This window comes from Bradyrhizobium sp. GW821-FHT12B03, from assembly GCF_058807535.1.
On record NZ_JBXAQU010000001.1, the window covers coordinates 90,476 to 107,416 of the forward strand.

General features: G+C 64.3%; 20 protein-coding genes. 12 read left to right on the plus strand and 8 right to left on the minus strand.

The window, feature by feature from the left end:
- The first annotated feature begins 10 nt into the window (after window positions 1-10).
- A complete protein-coding gene (locus AC1RUR_RS00485) occupies window positions 11-358 on the plus strand; it encodes a hypothetical protein (RefSeq protein WP_492840262.1) in 348 nt (115 codons plus the stop codon).
- 86 nt (window positions 359-444) lie between these two features.
- On the opposite strand, the gene AC1RUR_RS00490 is transcribed toward AC1RUR_RS00485, so the two are convergent.
- From AC1RUR_RS00490 to AC1RUR_RS00500, 3 genes are all read right to left on the minus strand, one after another.
- A complete protein-coding gene (locus AC1RUR_RS00490; protein WP_492840264.1) occupies window positions 445-912 on the minus strand; it encodes a hypothetical protein in 468 nt (155 codons plus the stop codon).
- Window positions 913-1,021: 109 nt separating this feature from the next.
- Window positions 1,022-1,207 carry a hypothetical protein gene (locus tag AC1RUR_RS00495; protein WP_492840266.1) on the minus strand — a complete coding sequence of 62 codons (186 nt, stop codon included), beginning with the start codon at window positions 1,205-1,207 and terminating at the stop codon, window positions 1,022-1,024.
- Window positions 1,208-1,297: 90 nt separating this feature from the next.
- Window positions 1,298-1,948 (minus strand): glutathione S-transferase family protein, encoded by a 651-nt coding sequence (locus AC1RUR_RS00500; RefSeq protein WP_492840268.1) that lies wholly within the window; start codon window positions 1,946-1,948, stop codon window positions 1,298-1,300.
- A gap of 127 nt (window positions 1,949-2,075) precedes the next feature.
- Here AC1RUR_RS00500 and AC1RUR_RS00505 point away from each other — a divergent pair, with 127 nt between their 5' ends.
- Window positions 2,076-2,390, plus strand: a complete 315-nt coding sequence (locus tag AC1RUR_RS00505) for a hypothetical protein (RefSeq protein ID WP_492840270.1) — start codon at window positions 2,076-2,078, stop codon at window positions 2,388-2,390.
- Window positions 2,391-2,599: 209 nt separating this feature from the next.
- Window positions 2,600-2,872 carry a twin-arginine translocation signal domain-containing protein gene (locus AC1RUR_RS00510; protein ID WP_492840272.1) on the plus strand — a complete coding sequence of 91 codons (273 nt, stop codon included), beginning with the start codon at window positions 2,600-2,602 and terminating at the stop codon, window positions 2,870-2,872.
- Window positions 2,873-3,025: 153 nt separating this feature from the next.
- Here the strand turns inward: AC1RUR_RS00510 and AC1RUR_RS00515 are convergent, their stop codons facing one another.
- From AC1RUR_RS00515 to AC1RUR_RS00525, 3 genes are all read right to left on the minus strand, one after another.
- The gene (locus AC1RUR_RS00515; protein ID WP_492840274.1) at window positions 3,026-3,268 is read right to left on the minus strand and encodes a GCG_CRPN prefix-to-repeats domain-containing protein; all 243 of its coding nucleotides are present in this window, start codon (window positions 3,266-3,268) and stop codon (window positions 3,026-3,028) included.
- 209 nt (window positions 3,269-3,477) lie between these two features.
- A complete protein-coding gene (locus AC1RUR_RS00520) occupies window positions 3,478-4,485 on the minus strand; it encodes an alpha/beta fold hydrolase (protein ID WP_492840276.1) in 1,008 nt (335 codons plus the stop codon).
- 198 nt (window positions 4,486-4,683) lie between these two features.
- Window positions 4,684-5,382 (minus strand): ArsR/SmtB family transcription factor, encoded by a 699-nt coding sequence (locus AC1RUR_RS00525; RefSeq protein WP_492840278.1) that lies wholly within the window; start codon window positions 5,380-5,382, stop codon window positions 4,684-4,686.
- A gap of 222 nt (window positions 5,383-5,604) precedes the next feature.
- Between AC1RUR_RS00525 and AC1RUR_RS00530 the strand changes: the two genes are divergently transcribed.
- From AC1RUR_RS00530 to AC1RUR_RS00540, 3 genes are read left to right on the plus strand one after another with little or no spacing between them, the layout of a single operon-like run.
- Complete coding sequence (locus tag AC1RUR_RS00530; protein ID WP_492840280.1) at window positions 5,605-5,913, plus strand: NIPSNAP family protein; 309 nt, start codon at window positions 5,605-5,607, stop codon at window positions 5,911-5,913.
- 28 nt (window positions 5,914-5,941) lie between these two features.
- Complete coding sequence (locus tag AC1RUR_RS00535; RefSeq protein WP_492840282.1) at window positions 5,942-6,292, plus strand: antibiotic biosynthesis monooxygenase family protein; 351 nt, start codon at window positions 5,942-5,944, stop codon at window positions 6,290-6,292.
- 51 nt (window positions 6,293-6,343) lie between these two features.
- Window positions 6,344-7,153, plus strand: coding sequence for an isocitrate lyase/PEP mutase family protein (locus AC1RUR_RS00540; RefSeq protein ID WP_492840284.1), 810 nt, complete (start codon window positions 6,344-6,346; stop codon window positions 7,151-7,153).
- Window positions 7,154-7,206: 53 nt separating this feature from the next.
- On the opposite strand, the gene AC1RUR_RS00545 is transcribed toward AC1RUR_RS00540, so the two are convergent.
- Window positions 7,207-7,599 carry a hypothetical protein gene (locus AC1RUR_RS00545; protein WP_492840286.1) on the minus strand — a complete coding sequence of 131 codons (393 nt, stop codon included), beginning with the start codon at window positions 7,597-7,599 and terminating at the stop codon, window positions 7,207-7,209.
- A 185-nt stretch (window positions 7,600-7,784) separates the two neighbouring features.
- On the opposite strand from AC1RUR_RS00545, the gene AC1RUR_RS00550 reads away from it, so the two are divergent.
- A complete protein-coding gene (locus AC1RUR_RS00550; RefSeq protein ID WP_492840288.1) occupies window positions 7,785-8,429 on the plus strand; it encodes a trimeric intracellular cation channel family protein in 645 nt (214 codons plus the stop codon).
- 55 nt (window positions 8,430-8,484) lie between these two features.
- On the opposite strand, the gene AC1RUR_RS00555 is transcribed toward AC1RUR_RS00550, so the two are convergent.
- On the minus strand, window positions 8,485-9,717 hold the full coding sequence (locus AC1RUR_RS00555; RefSeq protein WP_492840290.1) for a c-type cytochrome: 1,233 nt from the start codon (window positions 9,715-9,717) through the stop codon (window positions 8,485-8,487).
- Between the two features lie 294 nt (window positions 9,718-10,011).
- Here AC1RUR_RS00555 and AC1RUR_RS00560 point away from each other — a divergent pair, with 294 nt between their 5' ends.
- The 5 genes from AC1RUR_RS00560 (at window position 10,012) to AC1RUR_RS00580 (ending at window position 16,767) form a co-directional block, all read left to right on the plus strand.
- Window positions 10,012-13,503: an indolepyruvate ferredoxin oxidoreductase family protein gene (locus AC1RUR_RS00560; protein WP_492840292.1), complete on the plus strand. Its 3,492-nt coding sequence runs from the start codon at window positions 10,012-10,014 to the stop codon at window positions 13,501-13,503.
- Window positions 13,504-13,520: 17 nt separating this feature from the next.
- Window positions 13,521-13,715: a DUF4262 domain-containing protein gene (locus tag AC1RUR_RS00565; RefSeq protein ID WP_492840294.1), complete on the plus strand. Its 195-nt coding sequence runs from the start codon at window positions 13,521-13,523 to the stop codon at window positions 13,713-13,715.
- Window positions 13,716-13,749: 34 nt separating this feature from the next.
- On the plus strand, window positions 13,750-14,220 hold the full coding sequence (locus AC1RUR_RS00570; RefSeq protein ID WP_492840296.1) for an Imm26 family immunity protein: 471 nt from the start codon (window positions 13,750-13,752) through the stop codon (window positions 14,218-14,220).
- Between the two features lie 1,000 nt (window positions 14,221-15,220).
- The gene (locus tag AC1RUR_RS00575) at window positions 15,221-16,378 is read left to right on the plus strand and encodes a thiolase family protein (RefSeq protein ID WP_492840298.1); all 1,158 of its coding nucleotides are present in this window, start codon (window positions 15,221-15,223) and stop codon (window positions 16,376-16,378) included.
- Window positions 16,378-16,767 (plus strand): Zn-ribbon domain-containing OB-fold protein, encoded by a 390-nt coding sequence (locus AC1RUR_RS00580; RefSeq protein WP_492840300.1) that lies wholly within the window; start codon window positions 16,378-16,380, stop codon window positions 16,765-16,767. The genes AC1RUR_RS00575 and AC1RUR_RS00580 overlap by 1 nt, the downstream gene beginning before the upstream one ends.
- Window positions 16,768-16,941 lie beyond the last annotated feature (174 nt).

Consider the following 16,941-nt stretch of genomic DNA (forward strand, 5'->3'; position numbering starts at 1 on the left):
CTAAGCTCTGATGACCGAAGACGATTCCGCGGACGAAATTTCACAGATCGAAGCTCGGATCGAGGCGCTGGCCGAGATCGCCGAGCGTTGCCGGAAGTACATTCTGGCGTCCAAGATCGCCATCGGCGGCGGTGCCACGCTGCTGCTGATCACGATCCTCGGCCTGTTGGGGATGGGTCAGACCGCCGCGCTCGGATCGATCGCGCTGGTGCTCGGCGGGATCGTCTCGCTCGGCTCGAATGTCAGCACGTTGCGGCAGACGGAAGAGGCAATCGGCGCTGCGGAGGCGCGCCGCGCGGCGTTGATTGGAGCGATCGACCTGCGCTTGGTCGCGGATGCGCCGCTGAAGCTGGTGTGACGAGTCGCGGTAAGTCGCACCCTCGACGTCAGCACCATCAGATCCGCATCATCCTCGCCAGACGTTCGGCGCGGCACCCCGGTTGCTTAGCGGCACGCCGGATAGCCGAACCGCCTGATGATGTCGCTTCCTGAAATCGAATGAAAGGCGAGGGTGTCCATGAAATGGTTGTCGGTGACGTACTTGCGCAGCGCGCCGTTGTAGGTGTTGAGCATCTTTTGCGTGGTCGCGGGGTTGATGATTCCCGTCTTCATGGAGCCGCCGGCGTGAAACAACAACGTCGCGTCGGGCGTGACGCAGACATTGCGGATCGAAAGGAACATGGTGCAGGCGGATTGACAGTGGCCGTCGATGCGAAAGCGCTCGCCGGACGCGTTGTACTGCTGGATCACGTTCAGGAACTGCCCAAACACGTATGCATTGGGGGCGCCATAGCCCATACGCAGCGACGAAACCGAACCATCGGCATATACCGGCTGTTCCGGGACGCCGCAGAGGGTGGCGAGAATTCCAAGCGCTCCGAAGACACGCGCCAATCGCTGCCATCTGTTCAAAGCACTCTCCCAAATCGATTGGATGGAAGTTGATGTCGTGCAAAAGCAACAATACTGGACTGGCGCAGCTCAAGTGGTCAGTTGCGCGGCAATTGAGTCTGTATCAATATCAATTGTCCGCAAGGGCGTGTGACCTGCCAGCTTGCACCGCAGCGCCGGGCGGCAGCGCCTGCAATTCCGTGCGGCATTTGGCAGCGAAAGCCTGAAGCCGCTGTGCGGTCTGCTCGTCGAGGATGGCCTTTGCCAGGCGCTCGGCGCGGGCAAGTTGGTCTTTCAGATAGCCGATGCGGACCATGTGTCACCTTCCGCTTGAATATATACGACAAATTGCTTCGTCAGTGGTGGTGACTGTACGGCCAGCCCCGGGACAGTTATGTGCGGCAGATCACGTCCCGCGCACCTGATCCGCCGCAGCGAAATGCGCCATCTGGTCTGCGCGGGCCTTGGCGAAGGCCGGGCGGGCGGTGGCGCGCGCGATGTAGGCCTGGCAGGCCGGGTGTTCCGCCAGCCCGTCGAAGCGGTCGACGAGCCGGAGCACGTCGGACATCAATATGTCGGCGACGGAGAAGGTGCCCGCCAGCCACTCGCGGCTGGCGAGCACAGGCTCGACATGCTTGAGGCGGAGTTTCAGGAAATCGTCGACGAACTTTACGGCAGGCGATCCGTCGTCATGGCCCATGAATTTGAAGAGGCCCCATGGCAGGCTCGCCATCTCCACCGAATTGAGTGCGGCGAACACCCACTCCGTCGCCTCGTTACGGCCGCGCGGATCCGATGGCATCAGCTTCGCGCTGCGCTGGCCCAGATGCAGCAGGATCGCGCCGCTCTCGAAGATCGAGATGTCGCCGTCGGTGAGCCATGGCACCTGGCCGAAGGGCTGGTGCGCCAGATGCGCGGTGCGATCGCCGAACGGCACGCTGGTGACACGATAGGGCAGGGTGGCTTCTTCGAGCGCCCAGCGCACGCGAAGGTCGCGGACGAACCCGCGCGGCATCTCGGGAACCCAGTCGAAGGTGGTGAGGGTGAGGTCGGACATGCGGTGTCTCCGTGCTGTCTTACGTATAGGACGGATGACGGGCGCCCGTTCCGACATCGGTGCCAACTCATTTTGTCACCGGCGACTTGAGTGGTTAGTCTCGCCCCAAACAACAGGAGGAAATCCGATGCCCGCCGCATTCTTCGTCGTCCGCGCCACCGTCACCGATGCCAGCAGGCGCGCCGCCTTCGACAGATGGTACGAGACGGAACACGTGCCCGATGCGGTGAAGGCGTTCGGCGTCAACAAAGCGTGGCGGTTCTGGAGCCTGGACGATCCCTCGTTGCACCAGGCCATGTATCAGTTCGATGACGAAGCCAAGCTGGCTGCGATGCTGAAGGGCGACGCCCTGACCAAGCTCGTCGCCGATTTCATCCGCGACTGGCCCGACGTGAAACGCACGCGCGAGACGCTGGTGCTGGCGCAGGAGTTTGCGAAGTAGCCGCGGTCTTGTAGCCCGGATGGAGCACAGCGTAATCCGGGATTTTCGCGTGACGCATCGTCGGCCCCGGATTGCGCTTCGCTCCATCCGGGCTACGGACCCTTCCTGTCACCCTTGCAATGAATCTGAACGCGCGATTCAGCCGCAGTTCATCTCGTGGGCCCGACACTTGCTCCGCATCATCAACGCGTGCCCGAGAGGACGATGTCATGGAACGCCGCAATTTTCTGAAACTCGCATTCGGTGTCGCGGCGGGAGCCGCCGCATTCACCGCCGCCGCACAGGCCGCGCCGCTGGCGCCGCAGCCGCTCGGTGATCCCCGCATGCCGCAAGGCAACCCGGACGCTCGTCCCGCCGTCACCACCAGCGATGAAGCCGCGCAGCTCAAGCCCGAGCAGGTGCACTGGCATGGCCGCCACCGCGGCTGGGGCCGCCGGCATTGGGGATGGCGCCGCCGGCGCTGGCATCGCCGCCACTGGTAACCGCTAGGCCGTCGGAGCCTGGACGGGGATCGCGGTTCGCGGTCCCCGTTTTGATTCGCCGCGCCTGCAATCCGATGTGTTGGAGGGCGCCTAAAAGAAAATGGCCGCGCAGGCTTGCGCCGCGCGGCCATTTCGCAATGCGAAAAGAAGAGATCAGAACGGACGGCAGCGCCCGGCGTACCAGCGGAAGCCATAGGGGCACACGCGCGGACGCACCACAACGACCGGCGCGGGGCGGGGCGCAACCACGACGACCGGGGGACGGCCGCCCATCGGACGGCAATTGCCATAGCGGCCACGATACCAGCCGGGACCACAGCCCTCCGCGGCGCTGGCCGCCTCGCTGAAACCGACGACCGCGCTGGCGAGCATCACGGCGGCAAACAGGTATTTCATCTGATCTTCCTTCTCGTCCTTGGGACAGATTCTTGGGCAGAATCTTGGGGCAGGGCGCTTGCGGCGCACAATGAATCAAAAGACACGATTCGACACGTTAAATTTGGAGAAGAAACGTGCCGACACGTCGCGATCCAAACCTGCCAACCATGACCTGAATGCGGCATGAACACCCGCCGCATGCTGCCTGAGGCGACACGCAGGCGTCGCTACCGGCCGAGAAAGCCCAGCAGCAGCTCCCTGTACTTCTCCGGCGCTTCCAGGAAGACGAGATGGCCGGTGTCGGGGATCACCTCGGCCCGCGCATTCGGCATCTTCGCCGCCAGCGCCTTCGCGAGCTCGGCGTTCTGGCCCATCTTGGCGCGCAGCGCCTCCGGTGCGTTCGGCCGGCCCGGCGCGTTGTGGTCGTCGGCGCCCATAATGAACAGCGTCGGCAGCGTGATCAGCGGGACCTCGTGCGCCACCGGCTCACGGTAGATCATCTGGCCGGAGCTGACGAAGGCACGCAGCCAGCGCGGATAGTCCGGGCTGCCCTTGATGTTGAAGCGGGCGTCGATGAAGGGCGTGATCTGATCCGGCGGCAGCTTGATCGCATAGTTGGTCTGGAGCTGCTTGCGATAGCCCTCGGCGGTGAGCTTGTCCTCGCTCTCGACGATCTTCTCGGTCGGTGTCGGCGGCACGTAGAGGCGGTAGTCCTCCAGCCCAATTGGGGCCGTCAGAACAAGGTGGGCGACGCGGTCCGGATAGGCGCGGGCGATCCGCACCCCGAGCATGCCGCCGAGGGAATGGGCGACCACCTCCGCCTTGTCGATCTTGAGGTGATCGAGCAGCGCGACGGTGTTGCGCGCCAGCGTGTCGAAATGCAGTTCGCCCACTGGTTTGGAGGATTTGCCGAAGCCGATCTGGTCGGGCACCACGACGCGGAAGCCGGCCTCGCTCAGCATCTTGATGACGGGCGCCCAATAGCTCGACGGAAAATTGCGGCCGTGCAGCAGCACCACGCTGCGGCCGTTCGGCTGCGCTGGCGCGACGTCCATATAGGCCATGCCGAGCTGCTCGCCATCATTGACGACAGGCAGCAGGTGCACGGGATAGGGATAGGCAAAGCCTTCGAGCGCGATGCCGTAGGGCTCGCGTGGTGTGGTGTCGGCGGCGCGGGCGGCGAGCGGAAGTGCGAGGAGGACGGCGGCGAGTGCGGCCGGGAGAATGCGGTGCATTGAAGGCTCTGAGTCATGTTGGCGCTGGGAGACAAGGTCTCCGTCATGCCCGGGCAAGAGCGCGAAGCGCGTCTTCGCGCAGACGTCCCGGGCATCCACGTACCAGCCGCAATAAAGACGTGGATGGCCGGGTCAAGCCCGGCCATGACGGCGACAAGCGTTCACACGCAAACGTGCGATCTCACGCATCTGGCGTGATCAGTCCTTCGCATCGCCGAACAGCGCGGCAAACTGCTTCTCGCCGGTGCGGGTGAAATTCACCACGCGGCTGCCGGGCGTGGCGTCGCGCGCGGCCCATTTCAGTTCGGTGAAGCGCTGCATCATGGTGGCGCCCAGCGTGCCGGCGAGATGGTGGCGCCGCTCGCTCCAGTCGAGGCAGGCCTTGCACACCGGGCGGCGCGGATGGGCGAGCATGTCCGGCGAGATCTGCAAATGTTTGGCGAGGAAGCGCTCGCCTTCGGCCGTCAGCTCGATGTCCTGCTTCTTCTGCCTGACCAGTTGCCGCTCGCGCAAGGAATCGAGCATCTGCACGCCGAGATCGCCGGCGAGATGATCGTAGCAGATCCGCGCGCGCCGCAGCGCCGGATCCTTCGGCCCGGTGCGCACGCGCATGTGGCCGGTGCGCGCGGCCAGGCCCGCAAGCCCTTCGAGCACGCCGGCGACGTCGTCGTCGGTGAGGCGGTAATAGCGGTGGCGGCCCTGCTTCTCCGGCTCGACCAGCCCGCCGGCCTCGAGCTTGGACAGGTGCGAGCTCGCAGTCTGCGGCGTGATGCCGGCTTCCTGCGCGAGCTCGCTCGCGGTCAGCGCACGTCCGTTCATCAGCGCCGTGAGCATGTTGGCGCGGGCGGGGTCGCCGACCAGCGCGGCCACCATGGCAATGTCGGGTCCTGATTTCATGCTTCGATGATAGACGAAGCATTGTGGTCGGACAAGCGCGTAGCGTGTTTCAGCAAACACGTCATCGCGAGCAAAGCAATCCGGCGCCGTAGGGTGGGCAAAGGAGCGTAGCGACGTGCCCACCAATCGTCGTTGTGGACAAAGGTCGTGGGCACGCTTCGCTTTGCCCACCCTACGAGACCTGCGCTCGCAATGACGATGTTGGAAACACAGGAGCCCATCATGCCCGTCACCGTCTTCATCCGCTACCAGCTCGATCCGTTCAAGCGCGCGCAGTTCGAGGAGTACTCGAAACGCTGGCTCACCATCATCCCGAAATGCGGCGGTGACCTGATCGGCTATTTCATGCCGCACGAGGGCACCAACAACATCGCCTTCGCGCTGATCACCTTCGAGAGCCTCGCCGCCTACGAGGCCTATCGTGCGCGGCTGCGGCAGGATGCGGAAGGCATGGCGAACTTCCATTTCGCCGAGGAACACAAGTTCATCCTGGCCGAAGAGCGCACCTTCCTGCGCAAGGTGATATTGTAGGCCACGACACCGTCAGCAGGAGATGCCCATGATCGCCGTGATCTTCGAGGTCTGGCCCAGGCCCGAACACCGTCAGGACTATTTCGACCTCGCAGCCGATCTGAAGCCGATCCTGCAAACCATCGACGGCTTCATCTCGGTCGAGCGTTTCGAGAGCCTGACCGAGAAAGGCAAGATCCTGTCGGTGTCGTTCTGGCGGGACGAGGCAGCAGTCCAGGCCTGGCGCAACACGATGGAGCATCGCCGCACCCAGGCCAGGGGCAGGGCGCAGATCTTTGCAGATTATCGCCTGCGCATTGCCAGCGTCGTCAGAGACTACGGCATGAATGATCGCGACGAGGCGCCGAAGGACAGCCGCGCCGTGCACGATGCGCACTAGCGCGTGCGTGACCTCGTGCCTATGTCTGCGCGGCCAACAAGGGAGAGAAACATGCACGTGACGACCGCGGACAAGCGCGCGACCTTCAGGAAGATGCACGAGAGCGGCTGCTTCATCCTGCCCAATCCGGTCGACGTCGGCAGCGCGAAAGCGTTGCAGCATCTCGGTTTCAAGGCGATTGCGTCATCGAGCGCGGGCTTTGCATGGACCATCGGCAAGGCCGACAATCACGTTACCGTCGAGGATGTCTGTCAGCATCTGGCAGCATTGAGCTCGGCGGTCGACATTCCCGTGAATGCGGATTTCGAGGGCGGCTTTGCGGTCGAGCCGGACAAGGTCGCGGACCATGTCGAGCGCTGCGTGCGCACCGGCGTCGCCGGGCTGTCGATCGAGGATTCCACCGGCGACAAGGACCGGCCGCTCTACGACCGCGCGCTCGCGGTCGAGCGCATCAAGGCCTCGCGCAAGGCGATTGGCGACAGCAATGCGCTGCTGGTCGGCCGCTGCGAGGCATATCTCTGGGGCGTGACCGACCTCAAGCTGGTGATCGACCGGCTGACCGCCTACGCGGATGCCGGCGCCGATTGCCTCTATGCGCCGGGCCTGAAGACCCGCGAGGACATCGCCGCGGTGGTCAAGGCGGTGCATCCAAAGCCGTTCAACCTCTTGATCGGCGGCTCCGGCCTGTCGTTGCAGGAGGCCGAAGATCTCGGCGTCCGCCGCATCAGCGTCGGCGGCTCGCTCGCCCGCGCCGCCTGGGGCGGCTTCATGCGCGCGGCAAAGGAGATGGCCGAGAAGGGGACGTTCACCGAGCTCGGCAGCGGCTATCCCGGCGGCGAGCTCAACAAGATGTTCAGCTGAACGAAAAGCGGCGGGACCTTCGTCCCGCCGCTCTCACGTCTCATTGCAGTCTGCTACTTCGCGCCGTCAGACGGAGCCTGCGTGTCCGGCGCCGGCTTGCTCGGCGCAGCACCCGTGGTCACGCCCGGCGCGGCGTTGTTGCGCGGCGTCACGTCGCGCATGCCGGGAGGCGCCGCCGGGTTGGTAGCCGGAGCCTGCTGCGCAGTCTGCGTCGCCGGCTCATTGCTTGCCTGGTTGCCCGTGGTCGTGTTGTTCAGGCCATAGAACACGGCGCCCAGCACCAGGGCGACAGCCACGGCAAACAGCGCGACCTTGCCGCTGGAGGCGGGGCCTTCGCCCAGCTCGGGGTCGGCCTGAAGGTCGGCATCCCGTCGCGCCGTGCGGAGATACTCATCATCGGCGAGATTCGGGCGATACGGATCGTTGGGAAAACGGTCGTCAGCCATCGATTGGGTCTCCTCGATTATTGCGGCTGGACAACCCGGAGATGTGAGATTCTGTTCCGCCCCTCTGATGCTTTCGTCGCATGTTGCTCCCGCGCCGGGAATCGGGAACCAGTTCATCCCGGATGAACCCTTGTTCATCCTGGAACCCGACGTGAGTTCCACGGCGGGAATGAGAGCGCAAGCCGATGTGGAGCCTGCCGCCAAGTGATAGCGTGCTGCATCTTCTGGCCCTGGTCGCCCTGACGGCGCAGGGCATGACGGCGGCGCTGGCGGCGGGGCGGCGCAGCATGGACTATGTCGGCGTCTGCATGCTCGGCAGCATCACCGCGCTCGGCGGCGGCACGCTACGCGATTTGTTTCTCGGTCACTATCCGCTGGCCTGGGTCGCGAACCCGATCTATCTCGTGCTCCCCGGCGCTGCAGCGCTGCTGACCATTCTGGTCGCGCGCCTCGTGCACCGGCTTCAGCTCGCCTTCATCGTGCTCGATGCCATCGGCCTCGTCGTCTTCACCATGACCGGTTGCGATATCGCCTGGCAGATGGATGTCTCGCTGCCGATCGTCATCGTCTCGGGCATGGTGACCGGCTGCGCCGGCGGTGTCTTGCGCGACGTGCTCTGCAACGACGTGCCGCTGTTGTTCCGCTCCGAGCTCTACGCCAGCGTTTCCGTGGTGACGGGGCTGTTTTATGCCACCGCCTTCGGCCTCAATCTCAACGCCGAGCTCTGGACGATTCTGACCTTTGTGCTCGGCATCAGCTTCCGCCTGCTGGCGGTGCGCTACAAATGGGAGATGCCGAAATTCGTGTTCACGGGGGATGAGGAGCGGTGAGCGCTGTCGCGCGCGAATGGCGAATAGCGAATGGTTCTGGGCCATTCGCCACTCGCTATTCCCCATTCGCCTCTCCCTTCCTTGCCTTCGCCACCTGCGCCGGCGTCACCAGCGGGCCGGCATTGCCCCAGGAATTGCGGATGTAGTTCGTCACCGCCGCGATCTCGTCGTCGGACAATTGCGTGGCATAGGCCGGCATCTCGCCGGGATTGGGGGCGCGCGGCGTCGTCACGGTGTGGGCGCCGTCGAGGATGATGCGCAAGGTCGAGGACGGATTGACCGATTGCAGCAGCGCGTTGGCGGGCAGCGGCGGATAGATGCGCGGGCTGCCTGTGCCGTCGGCTTCGTGGCAGGCGATGCAGAGCTTTGCATAGACCGCCTGGCCGGCCTTCATCTCGGCATCGTCAGGCGGCGCCACGATCGTCTCGCGCCGCGCCGGCGGCAGGCTCTTCAGGTAGACCGCGATGGCGCGCACATCGGCATCGCTCATCTTCGAGGTCGAGTTGGCGACCACCTCGGCCATCAATCCGCCGGCGTGGCTCTTGGCGTTGCGCCCGCTTTGCAGATATTCTGTGATGTCCTCGACACTCCACGACCTCAGGCCGGCGCGGGGCGCGCCGTCGAGCCTGGGCGCGTACCAGCCGCCGACCTCGTTGCCGGACAAGGCCTGCGCCTGCTTGTCGGCGCCAAAATAGGTCTTCGGCGTATGGCAGGCGCCGCAATGGCCGAGCCCGGTGACCAGATAGCCACCGCGATTCCACGTCGCGCTCTGGCTCTGGTCCGGCTCGAACAGGCCGGGCTTGAAATACATCGCGTTCCAGATCCGCATCAGGCCGCGATAGCCGAACGGCCAGCGCAGCTCCGGCGGCTTGTTGCGGCTCACGACGGGCGCCAGCGTGCCGAGATAGGCCCGGATCGCCAGCGTGTCGTCCTTGGTCATTTTGGTGAAATAGGGGTAGGGGAAGGCCGGGTAGTAGTTCGAGCCGTCGGGCGCGACGCCGGTGCGCAGGGCGCGCGTGAAATCGGCATCCAGCCATGCACCGATTCCGGTTGCGCGGTCCGGTGTCAGGTTCGGCGTAAAGATCGCGCCGAAGGGCGTGTCGATGCGCTTTCCGCCCGCGAAGGGCTTTGCCGGATCGGCGGTGTGGCAGCCCGCGCAGTCGCCGGCCTCGACCAGGGACTTGCCGTAGGCGATCAGCTCCGGCGACGGATCGGCTGCGAGGGCTACGTTCGTAGTCAAGCTCGCAAACGCACTGCACAACGCGAGACCGGCCAGAATCGTCCGCATCGAAAGCCTCTCCTGCGACCAATCGACGTCGTCCCGCATGGGGGGAAACGTCCATTCATTGCGCGACAGCGGGGGTATGGTGACACAAATTGAAAATACCCAGCGTGCATCAGGCCACTAAATTGCGATTTTTACCCGGCGCCGCCTCAGGTCCAGATTTGTGATGCGGAGCGTGAAATATCCGACATAGAGTGGCGAAGGTGGTCGGCGCGCCCTAGCTAAAAACAACGGGCAGGCAACGGCTTAAGCGACGCAAAGTGACAAAGACCTGAACAGGGCGGCAAAGAGGACAACATGGGCATCAACCAGGGTCCGATCAGTCTCGATCAGAAATATACCCAAGAGACGGGACACGTCTTCACCACGGGCATCCAGGCGCTGGTTCGCCTGCCCATGGCCCAGATCCGCCGTGACCGTGCCGCGGGCCTCAACACCGCCGGCTTCATCTCCGGCTATCGCGGCTCGCCGCTCGGCGGCTACGATCAGCAGCTCTTCGCCGCGCGAAAGCATCTCGAGCAGTACAACATCAAGTTCCAGCCCGGCGTGAACGAGGATCTGGCGGCGACCGCCGTCTGGGGCTCGCAGCAGCTCAACCTCTCGCCCGGCGCCAAGTATGACGGCGTGGTCGGAATCTGGTACGGCAAGGGCCCCGGCGTCGACCGCTGCGGTGACGTGTTCCGCCACGGCAATGCTGCCGGCTCGGCCAAGAACGGCGGCGTGCTGTGCCTGGCCGGCGACGACCACGGCGCCAAGTCCTCCACCGTTCCGCATCAGTCCGACCATGCCTTCATGTCGGCGCTGATGCCCTATCTCTACCCCTCCAGCATCCACGAGATGATCGAGATGGGCCTGCTCGGCATTGCCATGTCGCGCTATTCGGGCTGCTGGGTCGGCATGAAGGTGATCACGGAGACGGTGGAGACCACTGCCGAGATCGACCTCACCGACGAGATGAAGCCCTTCATCATCCCCGCCGATTTCGAGCTGCCGCCGGGCGGCCTCAATCTGCGCTGGCCCGACGACCGCTTCGAGCAGGACCGCCGCCTCCAGGACTACAAGGGCTTCGCCGCGATCGCCTTTGCGCGCGCCAACAAGGTCAACCGCGTCACCATGGACTCCCCGAACGCCCGCTTCGGCATCATGGCGTCGGGCAAGAGCTATGAGGACGTGCGCCAGGCCCTGCGCGAGCTCGGCATCACCGAGGAGGTCGCCGCGAAGATCGGCCTGCGCCTCTACAAGATCGGCATGCCCTGGCCGCTGGAGCCGGAAGGCGTACGCAACTTCGCCGTCGGCCTCGAGGAAATCTTCATCGTCGAGGAACGCCGCGAGATCGTCGAGAACCAGGTCAAGCAGGAGCTGTTCAACTGGCGCGACGACGTCCGCCCGCGCATCGTCGGCAAGATGGACGAGCACGACAAGCGCTTCCTGACCTTCGCCGCCGAGCTCAGCGTCGCTTCGCTTGCGACCTCGCTCACCGAACGGCTTCTCAGGCTTAATCTCAACCCCGAGATCGCGGAGATGCTCCGCGTCAAGGCCGACTGGTTCAACGGCCGTCAGGCCACCCAGATGCAGGCGACCGCGCCTGTCTCCCGCACCCCGTATTTCTGCTCGGGCTGCCCCCACAACACCTCCACGAAAGTCCCCGAAGGCAGCCGCGCCATGGCCGGCATCGGCTGTCACTTCATGGCGCTGTGGATGGACCGCTCGACCGAGACGTTTACGCATATGGGCGGCGAGGGCGTGCCGTGGGTCGGCATCGCCCCCTTCACCAACGAGAACCACATTTTTGCGAATCTCGGCGACGGCACCTATTTCCACTCCGGCATTCTCGCCATCCGCCAGGCGATCGCCTCCAAGACCAACATCACCTACAAGATCCTCTACAACGATGCGGTGGCCATGACCGGCGGCCAGCGCCATGACGGCGATCTCTCGCCGCAGCAGATCACCTACCAGCTCCATGCCGAGGGCATTCGCGAGATCTATCTGGTCTCGGAAACCCCCGACGCTTATCCGGCCGACACCATCGCGCCCGGCGTGAAGAAGTATCACCGAGACGAACTCGACAGCGTCATGAAGATGTGCCGCGAGTACAAGGGCACCTCGGCCATCGTCTTCGTGCAGACCTGTGCGGCCGAGAAGCGCCGCCGCCGCAAGCGCGGCCTGATGGAGGATCCGGCGCGCCGCGTCATGATCAACCCGGCCGTCTGCGAAGGCTGCGGCGACTGCTCGGTGCAGTCGAACTGCATCTCGGTCGAGCCGCTGGAGACCGAGTTCGGCCGCAAGCGTGCCATCAACCAGTCGTCCTGCAACAAGGACTATTCCTGCGTGAAGGGTTTTTGCCCGTCCTTCGTCACCGTCGACGGCGGCAAGCCGCGCCACCGTGCACCGGCCGAGCTCGCGGACATCGGCGCGCTGCCGGAGCCGGCCTCGCGCCCGACGCTCGACAAGCCCTACAACATCGCGGTCGGCGGCGTCGGCGGCACTGGGGTGCTCACCATCGGCGCGCTGCTCGGCATGGCCGCCCATATCGAGGGCAAGGCCTCGATGATCCTGGACATGTCGGGCCTCGCGCAGAAAGGTGGCGCGGTGCTGAGCCACGTTCGCCTGTCGGATCATCCGGCGGAAGTGACCTGTTCGCGCATCGTCACCGGCACGGCCGATCTCGTGCTTGCCGCCGACGAGGTGGTCGCCGTCGCCAAGGACACGATCTCGCTCTGCGACACCACCCGCACCCGCGGCATCATCAACAGCCACGTCATTCCCACCGCCGACTTCGTCCTCAACCGCGACTTCAATTTCCAGACCCGCAAGCTGAACGGGCTGTTGGAAACGGCGCTGCACAAGGACTCCGTCTTCTTCGATTTCACCAAGCCGGCCGAGCAGCTGCTCGGCGACAGCATCGCCACCAACATGATGATGATGGGCTACGCCTATCAGAAGGGGCTGTTTCCGCTGTCGGCGGAAGCGATCGAGCAGGCGATCGAGGTCAACGGCGTCTCGATCAAGATGAACAAGGAAGCCTTCCGCCTCGGCCGCCTCGCGGTCGCCGATCCCAAGCGGCTTGCCGACATGCTGAAGGGGACGGACGAGGTTGTAGCGCCCAAGACCCTGGATGCGATGACGCTGGACGAGGTCATCGAACATCGCGTCAGGCACCTGACCGCCTATCAGAACGGCCGCCTGGCAAAGCGCTATCGCAAGCTGGTCGACCAGGTCCGCGATGCCGCGAGGCAGGGCGGCTACGACGATGCGCTGCCGCGCGCGGTCGCGGTGAACTACGCCAAGCTGCTGGCCTACAAGGACGAATACGAAGTCGCGCGCCTGTTCACCGACGGCGCCTTCGCGCAGCAGCTCCGCGACCAGTTCGAGGGCGATTTCAAGTTCAGCTTCAACCTCGCGCCGCCGATCCTGGCGTCCGGCGTCGACGCACTCGGCCGCCCGAAGAAGCGCGCCTTCGGCCCGTGGATGCTGAACGTCTTCCGCGTGCTGGCGAAATTCAAGTTCCTGCGCGGCACGCCGTTCGACGTCTTCGGCCGCAGCGCCGACCGCAAGCTCGAGCGCGATCTGATCACCGGCTACGAGCAGGACGTCTCCACCGTGCTCGGCCTGTTGTCGCCGCTCACGATCGACACCGCAGTCGAGCTGCTCTCGCTCCCCGACCGCATCCGCGGCTATGGTCCGGTGAAAGAGAAGGCGGTCGCCGACGCCAAGGCCCGCTACGCCCAGCTCGCCGCGGATTTGGCGAGCCCGCCGCCGGCGCCGAGGCAGATCGCGGCGGAGTAGGACTCCCTGATGAGCGAGTGGCTGGCTCTCCACTGGACTACCTTGGCTGGAGCAGGTGGTTCTACGGCAATGACGAGTTCGAATGTCTTCAACTCGTCTACCCCGATCGCGACGGGCATTGTCCTTGGGCCGCGGACGCATTGGCCGAAGCCCGCGCGACACAGCCCGACCTGACGGAGGGCAACTGGCAGGGACGACGCAAGGTCTCGTAGGTGAGCAAAGGCGCGAAGCGCCATGGATGGTAAGATGAAGCTACCCTACGAAGAAGGCTCCGTATTCGTGCTGCCACTTTGTAACGAAGGATTTGCTCGTGGTGTGGTGGCGCGATCGGCCCGGCGGGGGAGAGTCCTTGTCGGATACTTCTTTGGTCCGCCTCTTGAAGAGGCGGCGTCCGCAACAATCGATGGGCTTCATCCTGATCGTGCAGTCGCCAGATTGCGCTTCGGAGATCTCGGTTTGATTGAGGGACGCTGGACGGTCATTGGCAAAATGCCGCTCTGGCGCCGAGCAGATTGGCCCACCCCCGACTTTGTCAGGCGAGATCCGATATCAAAAAGAGCTTGGTTGGTTCGGTACTCGGACAGTGATCCGGTAGATAGCGTGTCGGAGCCCCTTTCGGACTACGACGACCTACAAGGATTGGAGGGCGATGGCTTATTTGGTGCCAGAGCGGCCGAGATCAGAATTTCTAAACTGCTGGCTCGTTCTGGAGACTGAGACATCACAGCTGGCTCGCGGATCGACGGCACCATCCCTTGTGTTGCCCGACGGGCAAAACACCCACGCTATGGGTCAACCCGTCCCCGTGAAAACATTCCGCTTTACCGAAATTCGGAATTGTCGTATCTGTCCGTCACCTCATCCCTCTCAGAGGGGCGTATCGCGATCGTCACGAAACGCGGGGTGAGCGGCGGTGGACGCGGGCTGCGTCGCACGAGCGCTTGTCGCGCGTGCACGACGGGCGCGGTCTCGCGTACGGCAAAATCGTGTGGTCCTGACGCCCGGGGTCTGTGCGTCAAGTCTTGCGGGTAGCTCGCAAGGCGACGGGGGCAATAGTGCAACGCTCCCCGGGGAGAGCACGACATAAGCCGTAAAGCCACTGCGCAGGGAAGGCCGGATGTCTGGCCACACCTGTATGCCGCTGTGCAGCCTCTTGTAGCGCAACTTTCGCACAGTGGACCGTGGGTGCCCGGCCGGCACCCGGTCTTCCCTGCGCCCTCTGTTCCGACAGGGGAGCAAGACGGAAGCAAGGCTCGGGCGTGAAGCGCCGCGAGGATGCGAGGGTGTGTCTGCAGTCGAGATGTGAATTAGAATAGCGACGTCGTTGCCCACGAACTCCGTCATTGCGAGCGCAGCGAAGCAATCCAGAAATGCATCCGCGGAAAGACTCTGGATTGCTTCGCTGCGCTCGCAATGACGATGGAGAGGTAGATGGGCACTCCATAACCGTCATCCTGAGGCGCTCGCCTCTTCGGCGAGCCTCGAAGGGCGACGGCCCGCCTGTCGCGGCGCGGCTGTCGAGATAGCCGGGCCGTGCATCCTTCGAGGCTCCCGGCGCGATGCGTTGCATCACGCCACTCGCGCCTCAGGATGACGGAACAGGGAGTTGCGCCAACCCGCTGCCCTCTCGCAGGGCGGAATATTTCCGCGCTTGCCAATCAGCCCACCGCGGTTCAGAAAAAAGAGCCAAGAAGAAACGCGAGCGGAGACCTCTGTTTTGACCATCAAGGGCAAGGCCTACATTGCCGGGATCTACGAACACCCGACCCGGCATGCGCCGGACAAATCCACCGCCCAGCTTCACGCCGAGGTCGCCAAGGGCGCGATCGAGGATGCCGGGATCAGCAAGGACGATGTCGACGGCTATTTCTGCGCGGGCGATGCGCCCGGTGGCGCCTGGCCGATGGTCGATTATCTCGGCCTCAACACCAAAAAGCTCCGTCACGTCGATTCCACGGAGACCGGCGGCTGCTCCTACATCATTCATCTCGGCCATGCCGCTGAAGCCATCGCCGCGGGCAAATGCTCGATCGCGCTGATCACGCTCGCCGGCAAGCCGCGCACCGGCGTGATGCCGCCGCGCGCGGCCGGTGCGGAAGCCGATTTCGAGTCCGCTTACGGCGCGACCACGCACAATGCCTATGGCATGTGTGCCATGCGCCATATGCACGACTATGGCACCACCTCCGAGCAGCTCGCCTGGATCAAGGTCGCGGCCTCGCATCACGCGCAGTACAATCCCCATGCGATGCTCAAGGACGTCGTCACCGTCGAGGACGTGCTGAACTCGCCGATGATCTCCGATCCCCTGCATCGCATGGATTGCTGTGTCGTCTCCGACGGCGGCGGCGCGCTGATCGTGACGACCCCCGAGATTGCCAGGAGCTTGAAGAAGCCGCTGGTCAAGCTGATCGGCCATGGCGAGGCGATGAAGGGCCCGCGCGGCGGCAAGGATCTCGATCTCACTTACTCCGCCGGAATCTGGTCCGGCCCGCGCGCGTTCGAGGAAGCCGGCATCACGCCGAAGGACATCAAATACGCCTCGATCTATGACAGCTTCACCATCACCGTGCTGATGCAGCTCGAGGATCTCGGCTTCTGCAAAAAGGGCGAGGGCGGCAAGTTCGTCGCCGACGGCAATCTGATCTCGGGCGTCGGCAAGCTGCCGTTCAACACCGATGGTGGCGGCCTGTGCAGCAACCATCCGGTCAACCGCGGTGGCATGACCAAGATCCTCGAGGCCGTCAGGCAACTGCGCGGCGAGGCGCATCCGAAGGTGCAGGTCAAGAACTGCGATCTCGCCATCGCCCACGGCACCGGCGGCCTTCTGGGCGTTCGCCACGCCGCCTCGACCGCCATTCTGGAGCGCGTGTGATGAGCGAAGCGAAAAAATATCCCGCCCCGGTGACGAACCCCGAAACCGCCGCGTTTTGGGACGCCGCGAAGCAAGGCAAGTTCATGATCAAGCGCTGCACCGCCTGCGGCGAAGCGCACTACTTCCCGCGCTCGATCTGCCCGTTCTGCTACTCCGACAAGACGGTGTGGGAGGAAGCTTCGGGCGAGGGCACGATCTATACCTGGAGCCTGATGCGGAAGTCGCCGACCGGTCCCTACGCGATCGGCTACGTCACGCTGAAGGAAGGCCCGTCGCTGCAAACCAATTTCGTCGATTGCGATCTCGAAAAGCTGAAGATCGGCCAGAAGGTGAAGGTGGTGTTCAAGCCGACCGACGGCGCCCCGCTGCCGTTCTTCACGGTGGCCTGACGCAAAGCGAGATGTAACCCTCTCCCCTTGTGGGAGAGGGTGGCAGCCGAAGGCTGCCGGGTGAGGGGTCTCTCTCCACACGCAAAGTGTCACTGCGGAGCCAACCCCTCACCTGAGTGAGTTTGTTGCAAGAGCGGCGCAGCCCTCTCCCACATGGGGAGAGGGCGCATTGAC